The 25,239-nt window shown below is 68.3% G+C and carries 26 protein-coding genes; 17 read left to right on the top strand and 9 right to left on the bottom strand.

Annotation, left to right across the window (positions count from 1 at the left end):
• The 8 genes from ACSQ4M_RS27005 (at window position 1) to ACSQ4M_RS26970 (ending at window position 8,794) form a co-directional block, all read left to right on the top strand.
• A complete protein-coding gene (locus ACSQ4M_RS27005) occupies window positions 1-396 on the top strand; it encodes a hypothetical protein (protein ID WP_436192476.1) in 396 nt (131 codons plus the stop codon).
• On the top strand, window positions 387-6,272 hold the full coding sequence (gene gpJ / locus ACSQ4M_RS27000; protein ID WP_436192475.1) for a TipJ family phage tail tip protein: 5,886 nt from the start codon (window positions 387-389) through the stop codon (window positions 6,270-6,272). The genes ACSQ4M_RS27005 and gpJ overlap by 10 nt, the downstream gene beginning before the upstream one ends.
• The gene (locus ACSQ4M_RS26995) at window positions 6,269-6,769 is read left to right on the top strand and encodes a hypothetical protein (protein WP_436192474.1); all 501 of its coding nucleotides are present in this window, start codon (window positions 6,269-6,271) and stop codon (window positions 6,767-6,769) included. Before gpJ ends, ACSQ4M_RS26995 begins: the two co-directional genes overlap by 4 nt.
• Window positions 6,770-6,836: 67 nt before the next feature.
• Window positions 6,837-7,163 carry a holin gene (locus ACSQ4M_RS26990; protein WP_436192473.1) on the top strand — a complete coding sequence of 109 codons (327 nt, stop codon included), beginning with the start codon at window positions 6,837-6,839 and terminating at the stop codon, window positions 7,161-7,163.
• Entirely contained in the window at window positions 7,160-7,756 is a 597-nt protein-coding gene (locus tag ACSQ4M_RS26985) for a glycoside hydrolase family protein (RefSeq protein ID WP_436192472.1), read from the top strand. The genes ACSQ4M_RS26990 and ACSQ4M_RS26985 overlap by 4 nt, the downstream gene beginning before the upstream one ends.
• A 67-nt stretch (window positions 7,757-7,823) precedes the next feature.
• Window positions 7,824-8,213 carry a hypothetical protein gene (locus tag ACSQ4M_RS26980; RefSeq protein ID WP_436192471.1) on the top strand — a complete coding sequence of 130 codons (390 nt, stop codon included), beginning with the start codon at window positions 7,824-7,826 and terminating at the stop codon, window positions 8,211-8,213.
• A gap of 102 nt (window positions 8,214-8,315) precedes the next feature.
• Window positions 8,316-8,609: a hypothetical protein gene (locus ACSQ4M_RS26975; protein WP_436192470.1), complete on the top strand. Its 294-nt coding sequence runs from the start codon at window positions 8,316-8,318 to the stop codon at window positions 8,607-8,609.
• Complete coding sequence (locus tag ACSQ4M_RS26970) at window positions 8,606-8,794, top strand: hypothetical protein (RefSeq protein WP_436192469.1); 189 nt, start codon at window positions 8,606-8,608, stop codon at window positions 8,792-8,794. The genes ACSQ4M_RS26975 and ACSQ4M_RS26970 overlap by 4 nt, the downstream gene beginning before the upstream one ends.
• Before the next feature lie 12 nt (window positions 8,795-8,806).
• Here the strand turns inward: ACSQ4M_RS26970 and ACSQ4M_RS26965 are convergent, their stop codons facing one another.
• A complete protein-coding gene (locus tag ACSQ4M_RS26965) occupies window positions 8,807-9,208 on the bottom strand; it encodes a hypothetical protein (protein WP_436192468.1) in 402 nt (133 codons plus the stop codon).
• 553 nt (window positions 9,209-9,761) lie between these two features.
• Here ACSQ4M_RS26965 and ACSQ4M_RS26960 point away from each other — a divergent pair.
• A complete protein-coding gene (locus ACSQ4M_RS26960) occupies window positions 9,762-10,172 on the top strand; it encodes a hypothetical protein (protein WP_436192467.1) in 411 nt (136 codons plus the stop codon).
• A 251-nt stretch (window positions 10,173-10,423) separates the two neighbouring features.
• Here the strand turns inward: ACSQ4M_RS26960 and ACSQ4M_RS26955 are convergent, their stop codons facing one another.
• Window positions 10,424-10,627 (bottom strand): hypothetical protein, encoded by a 204-nt coding sequence (locus ACSQ4M_RS26955; protein WP_436192466.1) that lies wholly within the window; start codon window positions 10,625-10,627, stop codon window positions 10,424-10,426.
• A 438-nt stretch (window positions 10,628-11,065) separates the two neighbouring features.
• On the opposite strand from ACSQ4M_RS26955, the gene ACSQ4M_RS26950 reads away from it, so the two are divergent.
• Both ACSQ4M_RS26950 and ACSQ4M_RS26945 read left to right on the top strand, forming a co-directional pair.
• Entirely contained in the window at window positions 11,066-11,308 is a 243-nt protein-coding gene (locus ACSQ4M_RS26950) for a hypothetical protein (protein ID WP_436192465.1), read from the top strand.
• The gene (locus ACSQ4M_RS26945; RefSeq protein WP_436192464.1) at window positions 11,305-11,604 is read left to right on the top strand and encodes a hypothetical protein; all 300 of its coding nucleotides are present in this window, start codon (window positions 11,305-11,307) and stop codon (window positions 11,602-11,604) included. Before ACSQ4M_RS26950 ends, ACSQ4M_RS26945 begins: the two co-directional genes overlap by 4 nt.
• A gap of 1,029 nt (window positions 11,605-12,633) precedes the next feature.
• On the opposite strand, the gene ACSQ4M_RS26940 is transcribed toward ACSQ4M_RS26945, so the two are convergent.
• Complete coding sequence (locus ACSQ4M_RS26940; protein WP_436192463.1) at window positions 12,634-13,833, bottom strand: hypothetical protein; 1,200 nt, start codon at window positions 13,831-13,833, stop codon at window positions 12,634-12,636.
• A gap of 584 nt (window positions 13,834-14,417) precedes the next feature.
• On the opposite strand from ACSQ4M_RS26940, the gene ACSQ4M_RS26935 reads away from it, so the two are divergent.
• The 3 genes from ACSQ4M_RS26935 (at window position 14,418) to ACSQ4M_RS26925 (ending at window position 16,513) form a co-directional block, all read left to right on the top strand.
• Complete coding sequence (locus ACSQ4M_RS26935; RefSeq protein WP_436192462.1) at window positions 14,418-14,816, top strand: VOC family protein; 399 nt, start codon at window positions 14,418-14,420, stop codon at window positions 14,814-14,816.
• A gap of 14 nt (window positions 14,817-14,830) precedes the next feature.
• Complete coding sequence (locus ACSQ4M_RS26930) at window positions 14,831-15,106, top strand: DUF2164 domain-containing protein (RefSeq protein ID WP_436192461.1); 276 nt, start codon at window positions 14,831-14,833, stop codon at window positions 15,104-15,106.
• 75 nt (window positions 15,107-15,181) lie between these two features.
• Entirely contained in the window at window positions 15,182-16,513 is a 1,332-nt protein-coding gene (locus ACSQ4M_RS26925; protein ID WP_436192460.1) for a sulfatase family protein, read from the top strand.
• Between the two features lie 4 nt (window positions 16,514-16,517).
• Here ACSQ4M_RS26925 and ACSQ4M_RS26920 read toward each other — a convergent pair whose 3' ends face one another.
• From ACSQ4M_RS26920 to ACSQ4M_RS26900, 5 genes are read right to left on the bottom strand one after another with little or no spacing between them, the layout of a single operon-like run.
• Complete coding sequence (locus tag ACSQ4M_RS26920) at window positions 16,518-16,889, bottom strand: nuclear transport factor 2 family protein (protein WP_436192459.1); 372 nt, start codon at window positions 16,887-16,889, stop codon at window positions 16,518-16,520.
• Window positions 16,886-17,734: a fumarylacetoacetate hydrolase family protein gene (locus ACSQ4M_RS26915; protein ID WP_436192458.1), complete on the bottom strand. Its 849-nt coding sequence runs from the start codon at window positions 17,732-17,734 to the stop codon at window positions 16,886-16,888. The genes ACSQ4M_RS26920 and ACSQ4M_RS26915 overlap by 4 nt, the downstream gene beginning before the upstream one ends.
• Before the next feature lie 34 nt (window positions 17,735-17,768).
• Window positions 17,769-18,521: an IclR family transcriptional regulator gene (locus tag ACSQ4M_RS26910; protein WP_436192457.1), complete on the bottom strand. Its 753-nt coding sequence runs from the start codon at window positions 18,519-18,521 to the stop codon at window positions 17,769-17,771.
• A gap of 21 nt (window positions 18,522-18,542) precedes the next feature.
• Window positions 18,543-20,036 carry a bifunctional 3-(3-hydroxy-phenyl)propionate/3-hydroxycinnamic acid hydroxylase gene (gene mhpA, locus ACSQ4M_RS26905; protein WP_436192456.1) on the bottom strand — a complete coding sequence of 498 codons (1,494 nt, stop codon included), beginning with the start codon at window positions 20,034-20,036 and terminating at the stop codon, window positions 18,543-18,545.
• Window positions 20,029-20,580: a VOC family protein gene (locus ACSQ4M_RS26900; RefSeq protein WP_436192455.1), complete on the bottom strand. Its 552-nt coding sequence runs from the start codon at window positions 20,578-20,580 to the stop codon at window positions 20,029-20,031. The genes mhpA and ACSQ4M_RS26900 overlap by 8 nt, the downstream gene beginning before the upstream one ends.
• Before the next feature lie 145 nt (window positions 20,581-20,725).
• Between ACSQ4M_RS26900 and ACSQ4M_RS26895 the strand changes: the two genes are divergently transcribed.
• Genes ACSQ4M_RS26895 through ACSQ4M_RS26885 form a run of 3 tightly spaced genes read left to right on the top strand, consistent with a single transcriptional unit; the run spans window position 20,726 to window position 24,272 of the window.
• Window positions 20,726-21,712: a Bug family tripartite tricarboxylate transporter substrate binding protein gene (locus tag ACSQ4M_RS26895; protein WP_436192454.1), complete on the top strand. Its 987-nt coding sequence runs from the start codon at window positions 20,726-20,728 to the stop codon at window positions 21,710-21,712.
• 11 nt (window positions 21,713-21,723) lie between these two features.
• A complete protein-coding gene (locus tag ACSQ4M_RS26890; protein WP_436192453.1) occupies window positions 21,724-22,707 on the top strand; it encodes a tripartite tricarboxylate transporter substrate binding protein in 984 nt (327 codons plus the stop codon).
• Window positions 22,707-24,272: a sulfatase-like hydrolase/transferase gene (locus tag ACSQ4M_RS26885; RefSeq protein WP_436192452.1), complete on the top strand. Its 1,566-nt coding sequence runs from the start codon at window positions 22,707-22,709 to the stop codon at window positions 24,270-24,272. Before ACSQ4M_RS26890 ends, ACSQ4M_RS26885 begins: the two co-directional genes overlap by 1 nt.
• A gap of 1 nt (window position 24,273) precedes the next feature.
• On the opposite strand, the gene ACSQ4M_RS26880 is transcribed toward ACSQ4M_RS26885, so the two are convergent.
• Window positions 24,274-25,176: a LysR family transcriptional regulator gene (locus ACSQ4M_RS26880; protein WP_436192451.1), complete on the bottom strand. Its 903-nt coding sequence runs from the start codon at window positions 25,174-25,176 to the stop codon at window positions 24,274-24,276.
• Between the last annotated feature and the right edge of the window lie 63 nt (window positions 25,177-25,239).

Here is a 25,239-nt window from a genome sequence, read left to right as displayed (position 1 = left end):
GTGCACACCGACCGATTCATCGGCATTCCGTATTGCCCTCGGAGGATGGACTGCGGCGACCTCGTGATGCTCGTGCAGCGTGAGCTGTTCGGGCGCGAGGTCGCGCTGGCCGGCAAGCGGCTTCGGCCGCTGGAGTCCAACGCGCAAGACGCCGCGATCGCCCTGTACTGCTCCGAGCTGGGGCACGAGGTGGCCGAGCCCCGTGACGGTGACGTGGTTCTCATGCGCGAGGGTGGCAAGACCACGGCCGGCCACGTCGGCACGTACTTCTTTCTGAACCACACGCCCTACGTGCTGCACACCGCGGCATGGATGCAGGGCGGCAGTTCGCTGCACAAGATCAAAGACCTGTCGGCCATGGGCCTGACGGTCATGGGGTACTTTCGATGGAACTGAATCGCGCCGAGTTGGCCGCAGTTGGGGGCGTGCCGGCCGAGTTGCTGGACGCATCCGGCCGCCTGGTCATCACGCCGAACTTCGCGACCCTGGACGGCCAGCGCAACGTGCCGGCGGATCTGCAGCCGGGCGAGAGCCTCGCGGCGTTCATGGAGCGGCACGTGCCCGGCATCCGCTCGGGTGCATGGACCGTGAGCATCGCCGGGGCGACGGTGCCGCAGGCCATGTGGGCTCGGACGTTCCCCAAGCACGGCATGCTGATCGCCTGCCGCGCCTCGGTCGGCAAGCAGGTGGTGGCCCTGATCGCCATCGCGGTGCTGACGTTCTTCTCGGCCGGCATCGCGGCGGGCATCTACGGCGCCGTCGGCGGCACCTTCGTGGCGGCGTCTGCGGGCGCTACGCTGGCCGCGATTCAGGCTGGCGTGGTCATCGCCGGGTCTGCGCTCATCAACAAGGTACTGGCGCCCAAGGTGCCAAGCGCGTCGGGCTCGGCCGCTGCGCGCGCCATCTACAGCCTGAGCGGGCAGCGCAACAGCGTGCGGCCGTACCAGCCGATCCCGACGCTGTGGGGCGAAATGCGCGTCACCCCGGATGCCGCGAGCGCGGCCTACACCTGGTTCGAAGGGGACGAGCAGTACCTGAGCCTGATCCTACTTGGCGGGGTCAACGTGCACAGCGCATCGGGGCTGACCGTGGGCGACTCGCCCCTCAGCGGCTACAGCGATGTGACCGTGTTCTACAGCGGGTTCCCGGGCATGCCCAGCGAGGACATCCCGCTGTACAGCAACGCCGATGTCATCACGGGCGCCGAGCTGGAGAACGACGGGGCCTGGGTCGTGCGCACCAGCTCACCCGATGCCATCGCGCTGCAGTTCGACTTCGAGGGCCAGCTGTACGACATCGGGCCCAAGGGCAACACGCTGGTCAACAACGTGACGGTCTATGTTGAGCAGCGGCTGGTGGGCGCATCGGACTGGCTGCCAGCGCTGACAGAGACCCTGACCAACGCGACGGCGGACATCATGCGCCGGACCTTCACCCTCCAGGTGGCACAGGGCCAGTACGAGGTCCGCGTGCGCCTGGGCGCCCCGACCTGGGACGAGGGCGAAGGCAAGGACCAATGCAAGATCGGATGGAACGTCCTGCGGACCATCCAGCCCGACCCGACCGACTACAGCGACTGGGGCCGCATCGGGATCAAGATCAAGGCCACGGGCCAGATCTCCGGCAGCCTGGACACCGTGCGCGCGACCTACCGTGCCCGGCCCATGCCGATCTGGAACGGCTCGGCGTGGGCCACGGCGACGACGCGCGAGAACGGGCTGTCGAACCCTGGCGCCATCCTGCTGCAGACCATGCGCGGCGTCTATGCCAACGGCGAACTGCAGTTCGGCTTCGGCCTGCCCGATGAGCAGATCGACATCGAGGGCCTGAAGGCCTTCATGCTCCACTGCACGGCCAACGGCTACACCTACGACAAGTGGGTGACCGATGCCATGTCGCTCGGGCAGTTCTGCCAGGAGGTGGCGCTGGCCGGCATGGGCGAGTTCAGCTGGACGGACGGCAGCCGGCCAACGGCGGTGTTCGTGTCCAGCGGACAGCCGCTGTCCGGCGTGGCGAACATGGCCACCATGCTGAAGGCTTCCTTCGAGGTCTCCTACAGCCTGAGCAACGCCGCGGACGGCATCGAGTACCAGTACCTGGACCGCGACCGCAACTGGGAGACGCAGACGCTGCGCGTGTCGGCGCCGGGCGTCACGACGATGCTCAACCCGGCCCGCATCACCGGCGAAGGCGTCACCAGCGAGGCGCACGCGGCCATCATGGCGCGCTATCACCTCGCCCAAAGCCTGTATCAGTTCAAGACCATCGGCTACACGGCCGACATCGAGCACCTGGACTACCGGCGCCTGTCGCTGCTGTCCATCAGCCACGACCTGACGCAATGGGGCTACGGCGGGCGCCTGATGTCCGCGACGACGGTGGCCGGCAAGGTAGTGCTGCAGCTGGACGAGGCGGTGCCGGCCACGCCGCAGGCCTACATCGGCGTTCGGCTGCCGGGCTACCGCGACTACCGGGTGTTCCAGGTCGAGGTGCTGTCGGCGGCGTCGGACCAGGTGACGCTGTCCGATCCCTGGCCCGCAGGTCTGGCGCTGCCCGGCGCGACTGAGGACGATCCGGCGCACGATACGCTCTGGTGCTACGACTTCAAGCCGACGCCGGGCTACCGGGTGCGCGTGGTCAGCATGGAGCCCGAGGCGGATCTGAAGGGCGCGCGCATCTCCTGCGTGCCCGAAGGCCCCGAGTTCTGGGACTACGTGATCAACGGGAACTATGTCCCGGCGCCGAACGGCTCGTCGCTGACGGCGAACCTGCCGGTCGCGAGTGACCTGCAGATCACGCGATCGCGCGTGAAGGTGGGGGCCGGCTGGGAGCACGAGCTGTCGGCCACCTGGGACGTGACCGGCAACTACGACCACGCCCAGGTGTGGGCAGGGCCCGTGGGCCAGCCGCTGGTGCTGATCGACAGCAACGTCTACGGCACGCGGCTGGCCTGGCGCGTGCCATCGGATCAGACCTGGTCCGTCGAGGTGCGCCCCTTCGATGGCCTGGGCCGCATGGGCACGGTCGCGTCCATCATCTTCGTGGACCCGAACGTGGTGGTCGGCGAGGTGGTGGGCCTGGCCGCGTTCGTGGAGACGAACGGCATCGTGCTGCGCTGGAGCGCGCCCCAAGGCATCGACGCCGTGGACTACGCCACCACGCGGATCCGCAGGGGCCTGGCCGGCGCGACCTGGGAGACCGCGACGCCGGCATTCGAGGGCCGCACCGACAGCGTGAACCTGGGCTGGCTGCAGGCCGGGACCCACGTCTTCTTCGCGTCGCACGTCAACAGCGCGGGCGACGAGTCCGTGCCGGTGACCACCGCATTGCTGATCGAGGCGCCGAGCCAGCCGATCGTGACGGGAAAGGCCTTCGGGTTGCAGGCCGAGCTGTACTGGACCAACTCGGCCGGCACGCAGCCGCTGCGCCACTACGAAGTGCGGGTCGGTCCGATCTATGCCGACGCCGACGTGCGCACTACGACCGACGCGCTGGGCTACATCTACAGCACGCCGTCGGCGGGCGTGTACATGCACTGGGTGACGGCCATCGACATGGGCGGCAACCGGTCGGCGCCGGGCTACGTGGAGATCACGACGCTGCCGGACATCGGCGAGGCGATCGCCGAGCTGGAGGAGGGGCTGGACGAGGCGGTCCTGGCCATCGGCGCGAACACGGCCGACATCGGGGTGATCAACGCGCAGCTGGCAGACATTGCCGGCGCGGCCGAGTGGGTTGTGGACGCCACCTACAGCGAGGGCGGCATCGTCAAGCACGACGGCGGCCTGTTCCGCTCGTTGCAGGACGGCAACGTGGGCCACGCGCCGGACACGTCGCCCACTTGGTGGCAGAAGATCGGCGACTACGACACACTCGGCGAGGCCGTGGCCGCGCACGCGGTGCAGCTGCAGGAGCAGGCAACCCGGATCGAGGCCACCGAGGACGGCCTGCAGGTCCAGACCGAGCGCGTGGACCTGCTGGCCACGACCGTGACGACGGCGCAGCAGCAGGCCATCAATGCGGCGGTGCAGGACGAGGCGGAAGCTCTGTCCAGCGAGATCGCCGCGGAGGCCCAGGCGCGCCAGCAGGTGGTGGCGAACATCACCAGCGCGAGCAGCGCCAACCTGCTGACGAACCCGACCTTCGATCCGGCCGGCTGGCGGTACGCCGCCGATCCGACGATCGCGGCCGACTACTTCGCGCGCGGCGGCGCAGGTGTGCCGTCTGGGGCCCCATCTGCCCGTGTGCTACGGCTCACCAAGAGCACCGCGGCGGGCGTCTGGTCGGGTCACAACATGCGCTTCGGTGCCGGCGCTGCCACGCTGGCCGAGGCTCGGCCCGGCGAGGTCGTGGACTTCTCTGTCAGCGTGTGGGCGCCGACCGGCGCGCAGTCCAGTGCCGTGCACGTGCAAGTGTTCGCGGTCGATGCGGCCAATGCCTTGATCCCGGGTTCCCTCACGACACGGTCCTACAGCGGAGCAACGGGCGGCTGGCAGGTGTTGTCGGGGGCCCTGACGCTGCCGGCTGGAGCGGTGGCGTTCGCCGGGCACTTCGCCATCGGCGATGTGGCACCTGCAGGGCAGGTGATGTGGGTGGCCGAGCCCGATGTGCGCAAGCGCAGCGCGAGCGCGCTGGTGCTGGGCGCCAGCGTGGCCACGACCTCGCAGGCGCTCGCCACGCTCGATGGCAAGGTGGCAGCCAGCTACACCGTGAGCGTGCAGGCCGGCAACCTGGTCGCTGGCATCCGCCTGGGCACCGACGGTGCCACGTCGGACTTTGTGGTGCTCAGCCACAAGTTCGCCTGGGCATACCAGGCCACCGGCGAAGTGAAGTATGGGTTCGTGGCCGGCCTGATCAATGGCGTGCCGTCGTTCGGTCTGAACGGCAACATGTTCATCGACGGCACTGTGATGGCGCGAATGGTCGGCGCCGACCAGATCCGCGGCACCCACATCCGGGGCGACGAGATCGAGGGGCGGCACGTCAAGACCGGATCGCTGACGGCTGACAAGGCCGCCTTCGGCGTCAGTGCCAACTTGATCCCCAACTCGGTGCTGGTGACCGACAGCGGATGGTTTGCCGACAACGGCAACATCGGTACGGCGTGCGTGCTCGCCCTGGACTATCCAGATGCGAATTGGCGCCCAGCAGGGGGGCACGCCCTGTGCATCCACCAGCCCAATGAGGTGAACGCTGGCGCCAATCTGGTGGCCCAGTGGTACACCGAGTCCATCCCGGTGGAGGGTGGCAAGCGCTACCAGTTCTCCGGGTACACCGCGGCGCACCGTTGCACGGCCTACGTCATGGTGGCTTTCTACGATGCGGGGGGCACCTACCTCGGGGAGTGGAATGCGTCGGAAATGAACGCGGCCACCCACGGGGGCGGCGTAGCGCTGTCGGGCTACAAGCGCCTCGGCGGCTTCGTGACGTGCCCGGCCTCCTCGGCATCGTGCCGCTTCTTCCTGCGCAAGTTTCCGACCCATCCAGGTGGTGGCAACAGCTACGCATGGTTGACGCAGCCGATGTTGGCCGCTGCCGGCGCCTATCAGACGGCATTGTCCGAGTACGCGGCGGCCGGCGTTGGCACGCTCATAGACGAGTCCGGCATCCGGACATCCAGCCTGGGCGCGCTGTCTCGCGACCTGGGCCTGGTCGTGTACGGCCGCATGGTGTCGGCCGACGGGCGGATGACCATCGACCTGGACGGCAAGTCGCTGTACATGCTCAGCGCCGGCCGTCGCGTCGAGCTCAGCCCAAACAGCGGCTTCTACGTCGGCGATGACGCAGGCGCAGGCAACTTCCTGCGCTACAACATCAACACGGGCCAGCTGCTGCTGCGCGGGGCCTTCACGGCCGACACGATCAACGCCGTCTCGACCCTGAACATCGCCGGTGGGGCGGTGACCACCAAGCGATTCGCCCAGGGCGGGGCCACCAGCTCGACGTACCTTGTCGCGCAGGGGGTCACGATGGCGGCGGGCAGCTCTGGCGTGGTCATCCGCGGCGTGGTCAACCTGACCATGCAGTCGTACTCAGACAACAACGGCCCATCGTCCACGCTGGGGATCTACAAAGACTCCACTGGCGAGGTGTTGAGCTTGGTGACGGTGTCCGTTTCAAACGCAAATACCTTGATCCTGCGGCAAAGCATCCCGATCGATGCCATCGACCCGAGTCCGATCGCCGGTTGGAACGTGTATTCCGTTCGGCGGCTGGATGCTTCCTCGATCGTTCACGGCTCAACCATCACCCTGGAAGGCGGCCAGCGATGAGCCATTACTGGATCGAGTTCTCCGGCCGGCGGATCTTGCAGACCTATGTCAGCGGCGAGGATCAGCGGCCCATGCTGGGCGGCACGCTCAAGTTTGTGGATCGCCGGTACGACCCTGCACAGTGCCTGTACATCGACGGGGCGGTGCTGGATTTCGGCCCGGCACCGTCGGATCGGCACGTGCTCGACGTTGAGGCGCCCGGCTGGGTCGCTCCGGCCCTGTCGGCCGTAGAGATGCGCAAGCATCTGACCGACTTGCTGCAGCGGACCATGGACATCGCGGCGCAGGCGATTGGCTACGACGACCTGAAGACCGCCATCACCTACCGCGGCGACCCGAACCCGGTGTTCTCAGCCCAGGCCGACGCCTTCTTCGCCTGGCGCTCAGCAGTCTGGACGCAGGCTTACGCGCACCTCGCGCAGGTCGAAGCCGGCGCCGCGTCGTTCCCGACCGATGCCGAAGCGCTGGCCATGATGCCGGCGCTCGATCTCCCGTAGCTCGCGCACCGATCTCCCCATCCAAGCCGCCCACCGAGGCGGCTTTTCTTTTGCCCGAAAGGCTCCCATGAAGAAGAAGTTGTCGGCCGCTGCTGCTGCGGTCCTGGCTCTCCTTGCTCCGCGCAGCGCGGAGGCCGAGGTGGCCGCTGCAGCCGCCGCGTCCAAGGGTATGTACACCGGTGCCGGTGTATCCCTCGTCGGCGGTACGGCGTTGTCGAGTGACCTGTTGGGCTGGGCCGGCTTCGTCGTCGCCGTTGCAGGCTTCGCGCTAAATGCTTGGTTCAAGTGGGACGCCCGCCGCCGCGCCAAGCGCGAGCACACCGCACGCATGCAGCGCATCCTCGGCGGACACCGCACAGATACCGACCTGCTGCCGCTGGGAGAGGACGATTGAACGCGGTGCTGCGCAACAGGCTGCTGGCCGTGGCCGCCAGTGTGGCCCTGGCCAGCGGCACCGCCTACGTCGCCAGCCAGCAGCCCAGCGCCGAGGTCCTGCTCGCCATGGAACTGGGCGCGCACTTCGAAAGCAGCGGCCGGCACATCGGCACGCCGTACGTGGACCGGCTGGGCCGCGGGCAGCCCCTGACCGTTTGCAACGGCATCACCGGGCCGGATGTCGTGGCCGGTCGGACGTACACGCGCGAGGACTGCAAGCGCCTGGAACTGCCACGCTACCGGGACGCGGAGAAGCAGGCCAAGGCCCGGCTCCGGTACTGGGACACGTACAACGCCTGGGTGCGCGCATCGTTCATCGACATGGTGTTCAACCTGGGCGCGGGCGCCCTGGACGGCACCACGATCCAGCGCCTGGCGAACGCTGGCGACCTGGCCGGCGCGTGCGCGCAGATGCCTCGCTGGGTGTACGGCACGGTCTCCGGCCAACGGACTCGGTTGCCAGGCCTGGTGGACCGCCGCGACACCACGCGCGAGCTGTGCGCGGAGTGGGGCAGGGACGGCCACTTCTCGGCCGGCCTGCTGGCGCCATGAGGGTGCCGCGCTGGCTGTCGGCGCTCGGCCGCCGCGCGCGGGCGCCGCTGTGGATCTGGTGGGGCTGATGCCCGACATCCGAAACCCCGCGATCGCTGTTCTCGGGATCGCCGCCCTGGTGCTGGCCGGCCTGCTGCTGCACCAGCGCGCGCAGACCGCGCAGGCGCGCCAGGCCCTGGCCGAGTACCAGCTGGCCGGCGAGCAGGCGACCGAACTGCAGCGCGAGTCCAACAGGAGCAGGGCCGCCGAGGTCGAGCAGCGCGTCGTCACTCAGACGGTCTACCGGGACCGCTTCATCACCAAGACCATCAAGGAGATCGAACTTGTCACCGAACCGCTGGCTGCCTGCCCTGTCCCTGCTGATGCTGTCCGCCTGCTCAACGACGCCGCGCGTTGTGCCCGCGAAGATCGACCCGCCGCCTGTGGTGCTGACGATGCCTTGCGCAACGCCGGCTGACCTTGCCGAGGGCACCAGCGCCCAGGAATTGGCCATGTGGTCGGTCGAGTGGATCAGGGCCTACGGATGCGAGCGGGCCAAGCGCGCCGGCCTGGTGGAGGCATGGCCGCGATGACCTGGCACCTGGAGATCACGTCCATGACAGCCCGGCGCTATCTGCCCGGCGACAGCTACGAGCAGAGGAACAAGTTTGCCAGCAGCATCCACATCCAGTTGATGGACGGCGGCAAGCGCGCATTCCTGAGTGCGGCCACCAACGACGAATCGCGGGGCAAGATCACGAAGCGAGACTGGCTGAATCTGCGCGACTTGCTGCTGAGCATCGGCGTCGAGCTGATCGAATCAAGTCGGCACGACAGGCCCAAGGAGCACGATACGGGGATGGGGGCGCTATGACGCGCCGCCGCTTTCGCCGCCGCCTGAGGGTGGCGCTGGGCCGCGTCGTGCCCATGGTGCTGCTGGTGCTGCTGACGGTCTTCGCTTGGGGCGTCACTGCCTACGTCTGCGGCCGGCAGGCCATGCTGATCCCGCCTGAGGCCGGCGCGCAGCTGATTCGCCAGCTGTTGCCTGGGATCTGGTGAGACTGCCTCGCCCTAGTTGCTACGGATGCCGTCTCGATCCAGTCGCTCGGCAGCCAGTTGCAGCATTCGGTCTGGTGTCCCTTCGAAAACGTACATCACCCAAGACTTGCCGAAGTGCCTGCCGCGCTTCAAGTGATAGAGCACACGGCCACGACCTGCCAGGCGCGGCGGAAAACCAATGACGGGTGCCAGTTCCTGCAGGTCGAGGTGTTCGCCGTGCTTGGGGCCGCCAACGAAGTGTGCCCGGGTCAGGCTCTTGGCCTCCTCTGCGGCGCGCACCGTGGGAGCAACAGCCATTACGGCAGCACATTGCGGGGATTCGCCAAGTCCCGGGAGGGTGGCAACGACCGAACCAGCCGTGTGCAGTTCGCGGATCTTCTCGATGATGGAAGGGTCGTCGAAGAGGGCGGGCAACTTGCGGAGGGTGAGATCGCGTACTAGATCTGCGTGCACTGTTTCACCGCCCCCCGTTGCTTCGTTGGGTGGTGGACCTGCTTTGTGCGGTCCTGATGGCGTGGTCGAAAACCCAGGCTCTGATTGAGATGTTGCAGCTCATGAGAAGTGTTCGAATGCTTGCTGATACGACACGCAAGTTTTTTCAGAACACAGCTTCTGCGCCGTCATCCCAGCTCGGTAGACTCTGTAGGAAGCATCATCTCGAACGAATCGCGAACATCCCGTGATCATGGGATATGCATCGCTGAGCGGATCCAGATAATTTCCTCAGCCACGGCATGCATCTCCTAAGAAACGGGCATGCCATGGTCAGACGGTCGGGTGTGTTCCATCCGGCCGTCGCCTTGTTGGGCTCGATGGGAGTCACCTTGGTGGGGGGACATGCATGATGATCGGCCGCTTGCGTTCCAACTGCCTTCTGTCCTACCGCTTCGCCCCAGCCAGCTTCTTAGCCTGAAGGTGTTCCAGGCAGCGCTACTCGGCGCAGCGGATCACCTTTGAAGGACATGAAATGAAGAAGCTTCTTTTGGCAACGGGCATCGTGATCGCACAAGCCGCAAGCATGGCTGCATTCGCGCAGAGCAACACGACAGGCATGCCTGCTCCGTCTGCTCAAGCCAATGGAGAAAAGGGCACTGCACCTGCAGGCCCGCGGCCCGACATGGCCGGAAGCAGCGCTTCGGGCAAGAGCGGTGCAGCCCCGTCCGGCGGCATGGCACCTGCCCCCACAACGGAAACGACGGGCGAGAAGGCCCGCGTGCCGGCAGAACGCAAGCCGGCGACCGGGTCGGCTGACACGACGGGCCGCGCATCGACCGGAGACCGCAAGGCTGCTCCCACACCCTCGCCCGAAGCGGATGGCGAAAAGGCCGACAAGAAGGGTGGCGTCGGCGAGATGAAGTCCACAGCGCCTGCCAAGTAGTTTGAGCAGCCAGGCTGGCCAAGACTTCTGGGCGTTCCAGCCTGGCCGGCCTGGTCCATTGCGCAGGGGTCTGACGCCGGCCGCAATACAGGGTCAACCTACTGGCACGATGCTCGCACCGCAGTCGTATGCCATGCGTTCGCCGCTATGTGCCGCACGCAGCCCGCAGGACCGTCTCTTTAGGGCTGGGGTGCACCCTGCGAAGGCCATGGAGCGCGCGCAGGCCAGCCTTTGGCGCCGCCTCGCCGGTCTTACGCGGCCACGGATTCCCGCGCCTGTTCTTTGTCTCGAGTCTCTACCCAGTGGCTACCCTCGCCGTGGGCCGCCAGCGCCTCGGCAAGCCTGATCTTCAGAAGCCAGCGGTTCATCAGCGAGGCTTCCATCCATTCGCAGACGAACTGCTGCCCCTTGCTGGGCGGGCGCTCGACATGGCTCGTTATCCTGATCTGCTTCATGGCTCCAAGGGTAAACACCGATGCTTGTCGGATCAGTGATCTATGTCACGACATTCGTGTTGGCCGGTGATGACTTGGCTCGTAACTGCCAGAACTGCTCAGACGGGGGCGTCTTTGCCCGTCACCGGGAATTTCTGCGTCGGAGCCGCCTCGCTTATGCTGAATCAATGCACTCCCTCGCTGCATGTATTGCGGCCCGAAATGGCGGGGCACATGCCGCAAGGCTTGGTCTTTTCTGGGAAGCCAATCCCTTCACCGAACCCGCCGACACACTTTTGCGCATCGAGTGGCATTTGGGATGGTGGGACTACTGGTTGAGTTGGCGGAAATTGACATCCGGCTGACCGAAGGCAGCGGCAGCCGACTGCCGGCGCCGGTGCGGTCTTTTGATCGCAGGGGACTCGGCAAACTTCCTTTTTTGCACGGAAGTTTGCGGCGATGCACCAGTTCTGCGTTTCCCTTGATGAGGACGAAAACGGCAGCCACATCGTTCACCTTGACGGGTGTCCAGGGTGGCCTGCACTGAAGTTCACGCGACTGCTCGGACTGTATGAATACTGCGACGAGGCGCTGAGAGCCGCGCGCATGTTTTTCGGCCAAGTGGACGGGTGCTATCAATGCATTCCGCAGTGCCACGCGCAGTTCCAGATCCGCGAGCTTGTCAGCCAGGCGAAGCCATGAACGGTATGCGTTTGCATTTCTATGCTCCTCGGGCGACGCCGCAAGAGGCCGAGCGCGGCCTGGCTGCTGCCTTGCTGTTCCTGTCGCGGGCAGGTGTCACCCCGGAAGAGGCATTCGCAGGCGATCAAGCGCGCGCAGCGTGGGGAGACAGCGGCCTCGCGCCGCTGCATGAGCCTGCGCCCATGGAGCTTGTAGCCGCCGAGGCGTTGGATGGCGCACTCGAATCAGCGCTCATGGCCTGCTACCGCGGCAGGAATGCGCCACTTGATGCGGAGTTGCGCTTTGAAGATCGTTGACATTTTGTCTGCGCGGATGACCTCTCCCATCGAAAGCTGGCATGCGATGTGCATCAGATGTCACGTCCCATGAATTTGGCCACGTTGGTGCACGGACCAGGTCTGCGGCGCCACCAGAATGTCCAGGACCGTTTCTAGGACGTTATGGTGGTGCACGTGTTGCACCAAGACGGCAATAGTTGTCTCCTCGCCGGCTCTGGCTGGTGCCTAACAGGCCCTGTGGCGGAAACGCTTCAGGGCCTTTTTCTCAGAACGCTCGTCCGGTAGGCAGCTGCGCCGCAGGAGCACATGCTTATTTCGTAGGACAACAGACCAAGCAGGTTGCCTGCCAAAGCGGCATGTTGAATTCCACGTCAACGTGTCGCTGCACTGGTGTACTCTGGGGCACAGACAACGTAAAGGCTTCCCGCATGAACGACCGCATCGCAAGCACCCCTGAAGTGGCGCCCTCGCCGGCTACGACTGTTGTGGCAAGGTCATACGTGAACAGCGCGATGAGGCAGACGTATGTCCCGAGCAACAGCGCGCCCGCGAGGCCAGGTTCGGACGATCACAAGCGGTATGCCTCCAAGGGCAACCCGACCTGATCACCCGCCTGCTGTTGCGGTCCGAGCCGCTGGTGGCAGTGGCAGCTGGTGCTCCCAGGAGCGCAGCAGCGCCGTCACCCATTGGGCATCGGTGTTCCGCCTAGTCGGCACGCAGTTCTGGTTCTGGGCCAGTTGGAAGGCCGAGCAGTGGGGCATCTTCGCGCTGTCGGCGATCTACGGCCTTGCGAGGCTGCGCGGCTTGTGGGTGCACTGGATCAGGCCGACCCCGCCTTCAGCTTGAGCGCGGAGCGTTCGCACGTGGCTCGCACGCACCGCCGCGAGGCTGTTGGGTTGAACGGGGGCAAATCTCTAGGTCTATCCCCTCATCTTTCGCGAGGTCCTCGTGAGAAAGCAGCATCGTTGCGGCCGATCCATTGCACCCGCCCCGACCGGTTGGCCAGCAGCATCACGTCGAACCAGCCGGCCGGCGTCTTGTGGGCCGCTAGAACGGCAGGCGGTGCTCCGCCGAGCGCACCATGAAGTCTGAGCCCCGGCACTTCGTAAAGCCGACGCCTGCATAGTAGCGAGCGAGCCGGCGCTTCCCGTAGTCCAACGTGCACGTGAAGCCCGCGAGGCCGAGGCGCGCGGCTTCATCGGCGTCCATCCCTCCCTCAAACTGCAGAGGAAAGGGCTTCAGTGCGGCAAACTCGGCAACGTGCTGGTAGCGCTGCAGCAGGATGGCCAGAACGCGCAGGCCGATCGTTTGGCCGCGGAACGCCGGGTAGATGATCAGCCTGTCGATCACCAACAGGTTGTGCGACCACAGCAGGTCAGCACCGCCAAGCGCCTTCTTCACCCTGGCGTTCGCCCCAAGTTCGTCAAACAGTGCGTAGTAGACGTTGTAGGTGGCTTGGGTCGTGTCGTAAACGTCGAACGGGCTGACGCCGTTCAGGTCTGCGGCGTCAGCGTCGATCAACGAGCAGGCGTATTCGCCGACCTCCTTGGACACGCTGTCGGACTCGTCGATCAGGACGACCTTGCCGCTCACTTCGTGGATGTAGTGGCTCGGCTCGAGGCGGTGCTCCGCCGAGCGCACCATGAAGTCTGAGCCCCGGCACTTCGTAAAGCCGACGCCTGCATAGTAGCGAGCGAGCCGGCGCTTCCCGTAGTCCAACGTGCACGTGAAGCCCGCGAGGCCGAGGCTCGCGGCTTCATCGGCGTCCATCCCTCCCTCAAACTGCAGAGGAAAGGGCTTCAGTGCGGCAAACTCGGCAACGTGCTGGTAGCGCTGCAGCAGGATGGCCAGAACGCGCAGGCCGATCGTTTGGCCGCGGAACGCCGGGTAGATGATCAGCCTGTCGATCACCAACAGGTTGTGCGACCACAGCAGGTCAGCACCGCCAAGCGCCTTCTTCACCCTGGCGTTCGCCCCAAGTTCGTCAAACAGTGCGTAGTAGACGTTGTAGGTGGCTTGGGTCGTGTCGTAAACGTCGAACGGGCTGACGCCGTTCAGGTCTGCGGCGTCAGCGTCGATCAACGAGCAGGCGTATTCGCCGACCTCCTTGGACACGCTGTCGGACTCGTCGATCAGGACGACCTTGCCGCTCACTTCGTGGATGTAGTGGCTCGGCTCGTCTGGCCGGCCGCAGTACTGTTCCGGTTCCGTCCTGATCGCTAGGTACTCGAATGCGTCGTTGTCCATGTCGGTCCCCCAAGGTGCTCGACATTGTTGGCAGGGCGGCGCGGACGGCCAAATCGGCCGGCGGGAAGGCGCTGACAAACGCGCATTTCTCCCTCGGATGCTGGTCTAAGTCCGGGCAGATTTCAGCCCATCGGTTTGTCAGCGCCCGGGCGCGAAAGGTCTGCCGGCTCAAGGCCTTGGACGCGTTCCATCGCAGTCATGGGGTGCAAGGGGTCGAAGGTTCGAATCCTTTCACACCGACCAAAAATAAGAAATGGATCAACGGGTTACATCGCAAGATGTAGCCCGTTTTTCGTTGGGGTGGACAAACTCAGGCCAGTCCCATCGACCCAGGCTCTCGGAGTTCGTGAACCACGGGTTTGGCGAGCCAGTTGGGGGGCTGCGCCTGACAGGCGCGTGGGCACCAGGCCCAGGCAGGCCGGTGGCCGCCAACGCAGCTGATCGACGACCGAGGAGAAGGGGCTGCGGCATGCGTGCACCGCGTTTCAGCGCACAGGCCGGCGCAACGTGGCCGTCCCGCGCGGCTCAGGATCGCGCCGCCGATCGCCGTACCATCGCCACCCCCTCAACCCTCTCCGTTCCCCATGCTCAACCACGTGATGCTTGGCTCCAATGACATCGACCGCTCCAAGCGCTTCTACGACGCCGTGCTCGGCGTGCTGGGCGCCGGCGAGGCCATGCGCAATGTCGCGGCCTCGGGCCATGTGCGGCTGTTCTACCGCCACGACGGCAGCAGCTTCGGCCTGAGCCAGCCCATCAACGGCGAAGAGGCCACCTGCGCCAACGGCGGGACCATCGGCTTCAAGTGCAGCTCGCCCGAGCAGGTCAAGCAGTTCCACGATGTCGCCGTGGCGCACGGCGGCCGCTCCATCGAAGACCCACCGGGCCTGCGCGAGGGAGGCATGGGCGCCATGCACCTGGCCTATGTGCGCGACCCGGACGGCAACAAGCTCTGCGCGGTGTACCGCGTCAAACCGGCCTGAGAGCGGCCCGGTCCATGGCCATCGAACTGTCCAAGGATGTGCGCAAGGAGGCCATTGCCTCTATCGAGCGCTATTTCCGCGAAAGCATGGACGAGCCCATCGGCAACATCGCCGCGGGCGGCTTGCTGGGCTTCTTCCTTGAGGAGATCGGCCCGGCCATCTACAACCAGGCCGTGGCCGACGTGCAGGAGCGGCTGCAGGCCCGCGTGGCCGAACTGGACCTGGAAGTGCACCAGGACACCTTCACCTACTGGCGCAAGTTCGAGCGGCAGGCCAAGCCGCGCAAATGAGCGCGGGTTGGGCACGCCCCGAAAGCCCGCCGTCCATGCAGATGGTGTCGGCGCGCTTGGCGTAGAGTCCCGCGCATGCCAGACAAGCGCCCCAACCTGATCTTCATCCTCGCCGACGACCTGGGCTATGCCGACCTGGGCTGCACCGGCGCGCGCGATGCCGCCAACCAGCCCATCGATGTCTCGCCCCGGCTGGACCGCCTGGCCGCGGAGGGCCTGCGCTTCACGCGCGGCTATGCCAACTCGGCCGTCTGCTCGCCCACGCGCTTCGCGCTGGTCAGCGGCCGCTACCAGTACCGCCTGCGCGGCGCGGCCGAGGAGCCGCTGGCCGCGGCCCATGGCGACAAGGTGCTGGGCCTGCCGCCCGCGCATCCCACGCTGCCCTCGCTGCTGAAGGATGCCGGCTATGCCACGGCCCTGGTCGGCAAGTGGCACCTGGGCTACCCACCGCACTTCGGCCCGCGCCTGTCGGGCTACGAAGAGTTCTGGGGCTTCCATGCCGGCGGGGCCGACTACTTCTCGCACCTGGACCCGCGCGGCAACCACGACCTGTGGGAGAACGAGACCGAGATCCACCGCGAGGGCTACCTCACGGACCTGCTCAGCGCGCAGGCGGCGGACTACATCGAGCGCCAGAGCGCGGAGCAGCCCTTCCTGCTGAGCCTGCACTACAGCGCGCCGCACTGGCCCTGGCTCACGCGCGAGGACGCGGCCGAGTCCATGCGCATCGGCGCCGGCCTCAAGCACCTGGACGGCGGCAGCCTGGCCACCTACCAGAAGATGGTCACGCAGATGGACGAGGGCATCGGCGCCGTGCTGGACGCGCTGGCGCGGCGCGGCCTGGCGGACAACACGCTGGTGGTGTTCACGAGCGACAACGGCGGCGAGCGCTTCTCCAACAACTGGCCTTTCGTGGGCGGCAAGATGGACCTGCTCGAAGGCGGCCTGCGCGTGCCGCTGCTGGCGCGCTGGCCCGCGCGCATCGCGGCCGGCGGCGTGAGCGACCGCCCCAACCTGACCATGGACTGGACCGCCACCTTCCTGGATGCGGCCGGCGTGGCGCCGCACCCGGACTACCCGCTGGACGGCCAGAGCCTGCTGCCGCACTTTGCCGACCCGGCCGCGCCGGTGCCCGAGCGTGACCTGTTCTGGCGCATGAAGCACCGCGGCCAGCGCGCGCTCTTGCGCGGCCACTGGAAGTACCTGCGCCAGGACGGCAACGAGTTCCTGTTCGACGTGGTGGCCGACCCGCGCGAGCGGGCCAACCAGGCCGCGCGCCAACCCGCGCAGCTGGCCGAACTGCGTGCGGCCTGGGAGGCGCTGAACGCGCAGATGCCGCCGATCCCGGACGAGGCGCGTGTGTCGCTGGTGTTCGGCCCCAAGGACCTGCCGCAGGCGACGTTCTGAGCGTTCAGCGCGGCGGCAATGCGGTGCCCTGGAAGGCCGCCAGCTGCCACACGCCTGCGCGCTGCAGCCACACGGCGAGGTAGCGGGCCGCGACGCCGCGCGGCACGCCGTCGCGCAGCACCTCGGCATGCATCTCGCCGCTCACGGTGTCGGCGTCCGCCGTGCACTGCACGGCCAGCGGTGTGAAGGCCAGCTGCCGGTAGGCGATCTGCCCGCCGGCCAGCATGGCCAGCAGGCTGTCGCGCGTGTCGCAGGCGCCCGTGGAGTGGGTGTAGCGCAGGTCCGGTGCCAGCAGCGCCCGCAACGCGCCCAGGTCGCCGGCCAGCATGGCAGCGCGGCGCCGCTCTTCGAGTGCGAGCAGCTGCTCCGCGCTCATTCGTCCCGGATGCCGTTGCGCAGCACGCCGATGGCGTCCACCTCGATCTCCACGACGTCGCCGGGCTTCATGAACACCGGCGGTGTGCGCTTGTTGCCCACGCCGCCCGGCGTGCCGGTGACGATCACGTCGCCCGGCTCCAGCGGGATGAAGGCCGAGATGTAGGCGATCTGGCGCGGGATGCTGTGGATCATCATGTCGGTGGTGGCGCGCTGCATCTCCTGGCCGTTCAGGCGCGTCACCAGCGTCATCTGCCGGTCGGGCGCAATCTCGTCGGCCGTCACCAGCCAGGGGCCGAAGCCGCCCGTGCGCCAGAAGTTCTTGCCCGGCGCCCATTGCGAGGTGTGCAGCTGCCAGTCGCGCACGCTGCCGTCGTTGTAGCAGCTGTAGCCGGCGATGTGCTGCCAGGCATCGGCCTCGGCGATGTGGCGGCCGCCCTGGCCGATCACGATGGCGATCTCGCCCTCGTAGTCCAGCCGCTCGGACACGCGCGGGCGCACGATGTCCTCGCCATGGGCCAGCTGCGAATCGGCCACGCGCAGGAAGATCACGGGCTTCTCGGTCACCTGCTTGCCGGTCTCGCGCACATGCTCGCCGTAGTTCAGTCCGATGCAGAAGATCTTGCCGGGGTTGGGCACGACGGGCAGCAGCTTGACCTCGCTGAGCGGCAGCGTGGCCCTGGCGCTGGCCAGTGCCGCGCGGGCTTCGTCGACGAGGTCGGCGGCGATCAAGGTCTTGAGGTCGGGTGCGCGCGCGCTGAAGACGGCGCGCAGGTCGACGACGCGTTCGCCGACGACGGCGCCGTAGCTGTCCTGGCCGTTGGTCTGGTAGCTGATGAGTTTCACGGAAGTTCCTTATCGAGGGGAGGGGTGGGAGGGTTCAGCCCAACCGACCTCCGATGCGCATGGCGGCGTCGGTGACCAGTCGGACCAGCTTGTCAAGGTCGACGATCGCCAGGCGCGAGGACTCGAACACCAGCGAGATGGCAGCCCAGGCGCCGCCATCGGGCTTGGGAATGGGCGCGGCCACGGCCACGAGTTGCGGTTCCAGCTCGCCGCGCGAGACATAGTGGCCTGCCTTGCGGATGGCCGCGAAGCTGCGCCGGAAGTCGCTCCAGTCCGCCGGCAGGCCGGCGCGCACGGCTTCGGCATGCTGCGACTCGAACACCTTCTTGAGCGCCACCGGCCCGAAGCTGGCCAGCAGCACCTTGGGCGCCGCGCCCAGGAACAGCGGCCGCGGCCGGCCGCGCCCATAGGCCAGCGTGGCGGGGGCGCCGCCCATCTCCCGGTGCGTGTCCAGCACCTGGGTGCCGAACAGCCCGGTCACCACGCAGTCGAAGCCGGTGGCGGCCACGAGCTCGCGCAGCACCGGCAGGCCGGTCTGCAACACCGGGTCGGCACCGCGGATGTAGTGGTCCAGCAGGATGATGCGCGGCCCCAGCGCGTACTGCGAGTCCTCCACGCGCTGCAGCAGCCCGGCCTGCAGCAGCAGGCGGACATAGCGGTAGCTGGTGGGCAGGGAGACGTCGAGCAGCGTGGCGATGTCTTCCGCGCTGCGCGTGAGGTGGGTGTCGTCGAACAGGTCGAGCACGCCCAGCATGCGCTCCAGGCTGGACGAAGAGGATTCCGACAAGGCAGGTTCCCGTTGAGTGGTTCATGGCGCGACGGGAAGGTATTGCGAGATGCGATCCAGTTCAGGGCCCGTGCGCGCGACGCCGACGATATACCGGTCGGGGCGCAGGATCACGGCCTGGGCGTCGTGGGCGTCGAGCCAGGCCTCGATGCCGGGCTCGGGCTGGTCGATGACGATGGCGTCGCTGCGGCGCCAGCGCTCGGTCGTGGCCGGGGCCGCGGCCTGCAGTGCATCGCGCCGGCCGATCACGGCGCTGCGCCGGCCCAGCAGCTCGTCGAGCAGGCGGCCGTCGCGCAGCCGCGGCTGCGGGAAGGGCCGGCCGGCCACGGCCTGGCCCTGCGGATCGAAGGCGCCCGCGCCCAGCAGCTGCGGCGGCAGCTCGAAGACCTCGGGCCGGCCGGCGGCAAAGCGCGCGTCGCGCGCGGCCGCCTCGGCGGCGTCGGTGGTCTGGATGATGCCGCCCAGGCGCACGGCCAGTTCGATCAGCGCGCGCACGTGGGGCTTGCGCTCGGACTCGTAGGTGTCCAGCAACCCCTCGGGCGCGCGGCCGGCAAGCACCGCGTCCAGTTTCCAGGCCAGGTTGGCCGCGTCGCGGATACCGGCGCACATGCCCTGGCCCAGGAAGGGCGGGGTCTGGTGGCAGGCGTCGCCGGCCAGCAGCAGCCGGCCCGCGCGCCAGCCCTCGGCAATCACCGAGTGGAAGGTGTAGATGGCCGCGCGCTCGTGCTTGGCCTGCTCGGGTGTGACCCACGGCGCGACCAGGCGCCACAGCGACGCGGGCTGCACGAGCGCGGCGCGGTCGTCGTCGGGCAGCACCATGATTTCCCAGCGCCGGCGCGCGCCCACCACGTTGCAGTAGGTCATGGGGCGGCGCGGGTCGCAGTACTGCACGGTGTGGTCGGGCAGGTCCACGGGCTGGCGCAGCAGCACGTCGAACACCAGCCAGGGCTGGCGCAGGCCCAGGTCGACGAGCGGGCTGCCCATGTGCTGGCGCACGGGCGAGCGCGCGCCGTCGCAGCCGACCGCGTAGCGCGCCCTCAGGGTCTCGGTGCCGCCGGCATGGCGCACCTGCAGCAGGGCGCTGTCGTCCTGCGTGGCGATGGCCGCGAGTTCGTGGCCCAGGCGCACATCCACCTGCGGGTAGCGCGCCAGGCCCGCGCGCAGCACGGCCTCCAGCTCGGGCTGGTGGAAGTAGTAGTTGTTGGCGCCGCCATGCGGGCCCAGCGCGGCCGTGCCGCCGCGGATCAGCATGGTCTGCCCTGCTGCGTTGACGAAGTGCATGCCCTGGGTGCCGGGCCGCGCAATGGCCAGCACCTCGTCGCGCAGACCGACCGACTGCAGCACGCGCAGCACCTCGCCGTCGAAGTGGATGGCGCGCGGCAGCGGGAACACGCCGGTCTCCTTCTCCAGCACCAGCACCGAGCGGCCGGCGGCGCCGAGCAGGTTGGCCAGCATGGCGCCGGTGGGCCCCAGGCCCGCGATGGCCACGTCGTAGAGCGGCACCGGTTCAGCCACGCTGGTCCTCCTGCATCCGGCGGGCCACCTCGGCCTGCCATTGCGCGCGTGGCATGAACTTGGGGTGGCGGCGTGCGATGGCCTCGGCCTGGGCCAGGATCTCGGCGTCGGGCCGGGCCAGGTCGATGGTCTCGCGCAGCGGCTGGTCGCAGTACCAGGGCGTGTCCATGAACAGCTCGAGCCGGTTGCCCTCGGGGTCTCGGCAGTAGACCGAGATGGCGTTGCCGTGCGTGACGGGGTGCATGTTGCTGGCTCCCATGGCCAGCAGCCGGTCGTGGAAGCCGCGCAACGCCGCCAGGTCGGGCACGCGGAACGAGATCTGGTTGACCACGTTGAAGGCCATGTCGGCCGGCCGACCCGTGGCCAGCACGAGCTGGTGGTGCTCGTTCGGATCGCGGCTCAGGAACATCAGCTGCACGGCGCCCAGGTCGCCCGCGTCGGTCTGCGTGAAGTGCAGGGCCTCTTTGTAGAAGCGCGCCATGCGCGAAAGCTCGGTCACGTACAGGCCGATGTGGCTGAACTGCAGCTGTGAAGGTGTACCCATCGAATTGTCTCCTCCCGATAAAGGGTGTGCGTGATGATCGTGTCGATGGAGAAATCGTATTTGAATTATCTTATTTTGACAATAACAATGTTTTTTGTAAGATCCGATCCGTGCAATGGGCACGGATTCGCAATAGGAGACAACGATGGCATTTCTCGAAGGGCTGGTGAGGAGTGGGGCGGGAATGGCGCTGGCGGTGCTGGCCGCCCTGCCGCTGGGCGCGGTAGCGCAGGCCGACTACCCGGCCAAGGCGGTGCGCATCATTGCGCCCTTCCCCGCGGGCAGCGGGCCCGACGCCAATGCGCGCGAACTGGCGGCCGGGCTCACGGCCGTGCTGGGCCAGAGTTTCTTCGTCGAGAACCGGCCGGGGGCCTCGAACATCATCGGCACCGAGGCCGCGGCCCGCGCGCCGGCCGACGGCTACACGCTGTACATCGGCACCACGAGCTCGCTCTCGGTGGTGCCGCACCTGTACAGCAAGCTGCCCTTCAACGCCGCGCGCGACTTCGCGCCGATCAGCCTGCTGGGCGTGCTGAACACCGGCCTGGTCGCCACGCCGGGCCTGGCGGCGCATGACGCACGCGAACTCGTGGCCCAGCTCAAGGCCAGGCCCGAGTCCGCCGCGGTGGCCACGCAGGGGCCGGGCAGCTACTCGCACCTGTCGGCCGTGTGGTTCAACAACGCGGCCGGCGTGCGCAGCAACCTCGTGCCGTACAACAGCAACAGCCCCTACACCGACCTCATGGCGGGACAGGTGCAGCTCATGTTCGACGGCCTGCCGGCGGCGGCCGGCCCCATCCGTGGCGGCAAGCTCAAGCTGCTGGGCATCACGGGCCAGGCGCGCCACCCGAGCTTCCCGGACGTGCCCACCTTCGCCGAGCAGGGCCTGCCCGACTACGCGCCCATCGCCTGGCAGGGCGTGCTGGCGCCGGCCGGCACGCCGCCGGCCATCCTGGCCCAGCTCAGTGCAGCCATGGCCAAGGTTTGCCAGTCAGCGGATCTGCAGAAGAAGTGGCGCGACTACGGCGGCGAGCTGCGTTGCAACACGCCGGCCGAGTTCGCGGCCTTCATCGAGGCCGACCGCACGATGTGGGGCCGGGTGGTGCGTGCGGCCGGCGTCAAGCTCGATTGAGGCGCCGCACCATGCCGCATCCATCCCTCTCCCGCCGTGCCCTGCTGCAGGGCGGCGCTGGCGCCTTGCTGGGCGCCGCCATGGCGCCTGCGTCGGCCTCGGCCTGGCCCGGCAAGCCCGTGCGCATCGTCGTGACCTCGGCCGCCGGCAGTCCCTGGGACCCGATGGCGCGCCACCTGGCCGACCGGCTGGCGCAGCGCTACGGCCAGCCCTTCGTGGTCGAGAACCGCTCCGGCGCGACCGGACTGATCGGCATGGATCTGGTGGCCAAGACCGCCGACGGCCACACGCTGGGCGTGATGTTCATGCCGCACACGGTGCTGCCCGCGCTGCACGCGAAGATGCCCTACGACACGCGGGCCGACCTGGTGCCCGTGGCCCAGACGCAATGGACCTACAACGTGCTCGTGACCCGGCCCGACCTGGGCGTTGCCAGCGTGCAGGAGCTCGTGGCCCTGGCCCGCCAACGCCCCGGAAAGCTCAGCTACAGCTCGGGCGGCAACGGCTCGCCAGCGCACCTGATGGGTGAGTACCTCAAGCAGCTCACGGGCACCTTCATCCTGCACGTGCCCTACCGTGGCCCCGTCAACGCGCTGCAGGATCTGGTGGGTGAACGGTCGGACATGATGTTCGCCTCGGTGGCCGCCGCCTTCCCGCATGTGCAGAGCGGCCGGCTGCGCGCGCTGGCCGTCACTGCGGCCCAGCCGCTCGATGCGCTGCCGGGCGTGCCGACCTTCGCGGCCGCGGGCATGGATCGCTTCGACGTGCGCGACTGGGCCGGCATCGTGGCGCCGCGCTCGCTGCCGGCCAAGGCCGTGGCGCCGCTGAACGCGGCCATCGTGCAGGCGCTGGCCGAGCCTGGCGTGCCCGAGCGCTTCGCCGGCATGGGCGTGTACCTGCACACCGGCACGCCGGCGGCGTTCGGCGCGCTGATCGGTGCCGAGCTGCCCAAGTGGGGCAGCGTGGTGCGCCAGGCCGGCATCCGGATCGAATGATGGCGGCGCTGCGCAACGTCCTGTTCATCATGGTCGACCAGCTGCGCTGGGACCATGTGGGTGCCTACGGCGGCTCGCCCGTGCCCACGCCCCACATCGACGCGCTGGCCCGGCGCGGCGCCCTGCTGCGCCACGCCTTCGTGCAGGGCCCGGTGTGCGGGCCCTCGCGCATGTCCTACTACACCGGTCGCTACGTGGCGAGCCATGGCGCGCGCTGGAACCGCGTGCCGCTGTCGGCCGCGCAGTGGACGCTGGGCGACTACCTGCGCCCGCTGGGCCTGCGCGCCACGCTGGCCGGCAAGTCGCATGTGCTGCCTGACACGGCGGCGCTGGACCGCGCGGGCATCGAGATCGAGTCCGAACGCGGCGCACTGCTGCGCGAGGGGGGCTTCTCGCCCATCGAGCGCTTCGACGGCCACAGCCCGCCGGACGCGCGCAGCGGCTATGCCGACTTCCTGCGCGCAGCGGGCTACGCAGGCAGCGACCCCTGGAACGACTACGTGGTGGCGGTGCAGGCCGAGGACGGCAGCGTGCGCTCGGGCTGGTCCATGCGCAACGCGCACCTGCCGGCCCGCGTGCGCGCCGAGCATTCCGAGACGGCCTACCTGACCGACCGGGCCGTGGACTTCATCACCGCCAGCGCCGGCGAATCTTGGTGCCTGCACCTGTCCTACGTGAAGCCACACTGGCCCTACGTGGCGCCGGCGCCGTACCACGCCATGTTCCGCGGTGCGCCGCAGCGGCCCACCGTCAAGGCCGCGCACGAGCGGCACGACGCCCACCCCGTGGTGCGCGCCTTCCAGCAGCACGAGGAGAGCCGCAACTTCGCCGACGACGCCATCGCCGCGCACGTGAAGCCCACCTACATGGGCCTGGTGGCGCAGCTGGACGCGGCGCTGGGCCGCGTGTTCGCCGCGCTCCAGGACAGTGGCCAGGCGCGCGACACGCTGGTGGTGTTCTGCGCTGACCATGGCGACATGCTGGGCGACCACTGGCTGGGCGAGAAGGAGCTGTTCTACGAGGCGGCCGTGCGCGTGCCGCTCATCGTGGCCGACCCGCGGGCCGCCGCCGATGCCACGCGCGGCCAGGTGCTGGCGCCGCTGGCCGAAGCCATCGACGTGCTGCCCACCATCCTCGACAGCCTGGGCGTGGACCTGGCCCAGCACAGCCACCGGCTCGAAGGCCGCTCGCTGCTGCCGCTGCTGCATGGCCGCGATGTGCCCTGGCGCGACGCCGTGTTCTCCGAAGCCGACTACGCCTTCCGCGCCGCGCGCTGGACGCTGGGCCGCGCGCCCGGTGAATGCCGCGGCACCATGGTGCGCACGGCGCGCTGGAAGTACGTGGACTGGGAGGGTTTCCGCCCGCAGCTGTTCGACCTGCAGAACGACCCCGACGAACTCGTCGACCTGGGCGCCGATCCGCCGCCCGCGGTGGCGCAGGAGATGCGCGCGCGGCTGCTGCAGTGGAGCCTCGCGCACAAGAACCGCACCACCACCGGCGATGCCGAGGTCGAGGAACGCACCGAGGCCGTCAAGCGGCACGGCATCCAGATCGGGGTCTGGTAGCTCAGCCGGCTGCCCGCGCCTGCAGGTGCGCCAGCAGCAGCCGCGCCGAGGGCGACAGGCTTTCCTCGCTGCGCAAGCAGATCGCGAAATGCCGCGTGGCCCAGGCGTCGGTGAGTTCCACCATGCGCAGGCCCTTGTCCGCGGCCGCCAGTTGCACCACCTCGCGCGGCACCACCGCGATGCCCAGGCCGGCGCGCACGCAGCGCAGGCTGGCCTCGAAGGTGGAGACCACCGTGCGGTAGTGCAGCGGCCGCCCGGCGATGGCGGCCGCGCGCGCCAGCATGCCGTAGACCGCGGTGGTGGCGGGCAGGCCCACGTGCTCGTGGGCCAGGCTGTCAGCAAAGCTGCTGCGCGCCTGCTGCGCTGCCGGGTGGCCGGGGTGGGCCACCAGCACCAGCCGGTCGCTGCGGTAGCGGCGCACTTGCAGGCCTTCCATGTCGGCCGCGTCCCAGCAGATGCCCAGCGGCGCCAGGCCCTCGCGCACGGCCCCCACGATGGCGCTGGAGACCTGCTCCTCCAGGTCCACGCGGATCTCGGCATGGGCCGGGTCCTGCAGGAAGCTCGCGATGTCGTCGGGCAGCTGCTCGGCGACGGACGACATCGAGGCCAGCACGCGCACCTGGCCCTTGATGCCGTGCCGGTAGGCCGCCATGTCGCGTGCCACGCGGTCGGCGCTGGCCAGCATGGCGCGCGCATGCTCCAGCAGGATCTCGCCGGCCGCCGTGGGCACCACGCCGCGGCGGCCGCGCTCGAACAGCGGTGCGTTGACGGTCTGCTCCAGCTGCGCCAGCCGCTTGCTGATGGCCGAGGCGCCGATGTGCTGCTGCTCGCCGGCGCGCGCGATGTTGCGCAGCGTGCAGGTGGCGACGAACAGGCGCAGCGTGGTGAGGTCGAGGTCGTGCATGGAGGCTTTCCGAAGCGGCATGTCTGGCGCGAAAGAATAGCGCTTCTTGATCTCGATCGGCAG

The sequence above is a fragment of the Pseudorhodoferax sp. LjRoot39 genome, assembly GCF_964253035.1.
Taxonomy (GTDB): Bacteria; Pseudomonadota; Gammaproteobacteria; order Burkholderiales; family Burkholderiaceae_C; genus Pseudorhodoferax.
The sequence above is the reverse complement of the archived record's forward strand: the minus strand, read 5'-3'. Positions and strand labels throughout refer to the sequence as shown.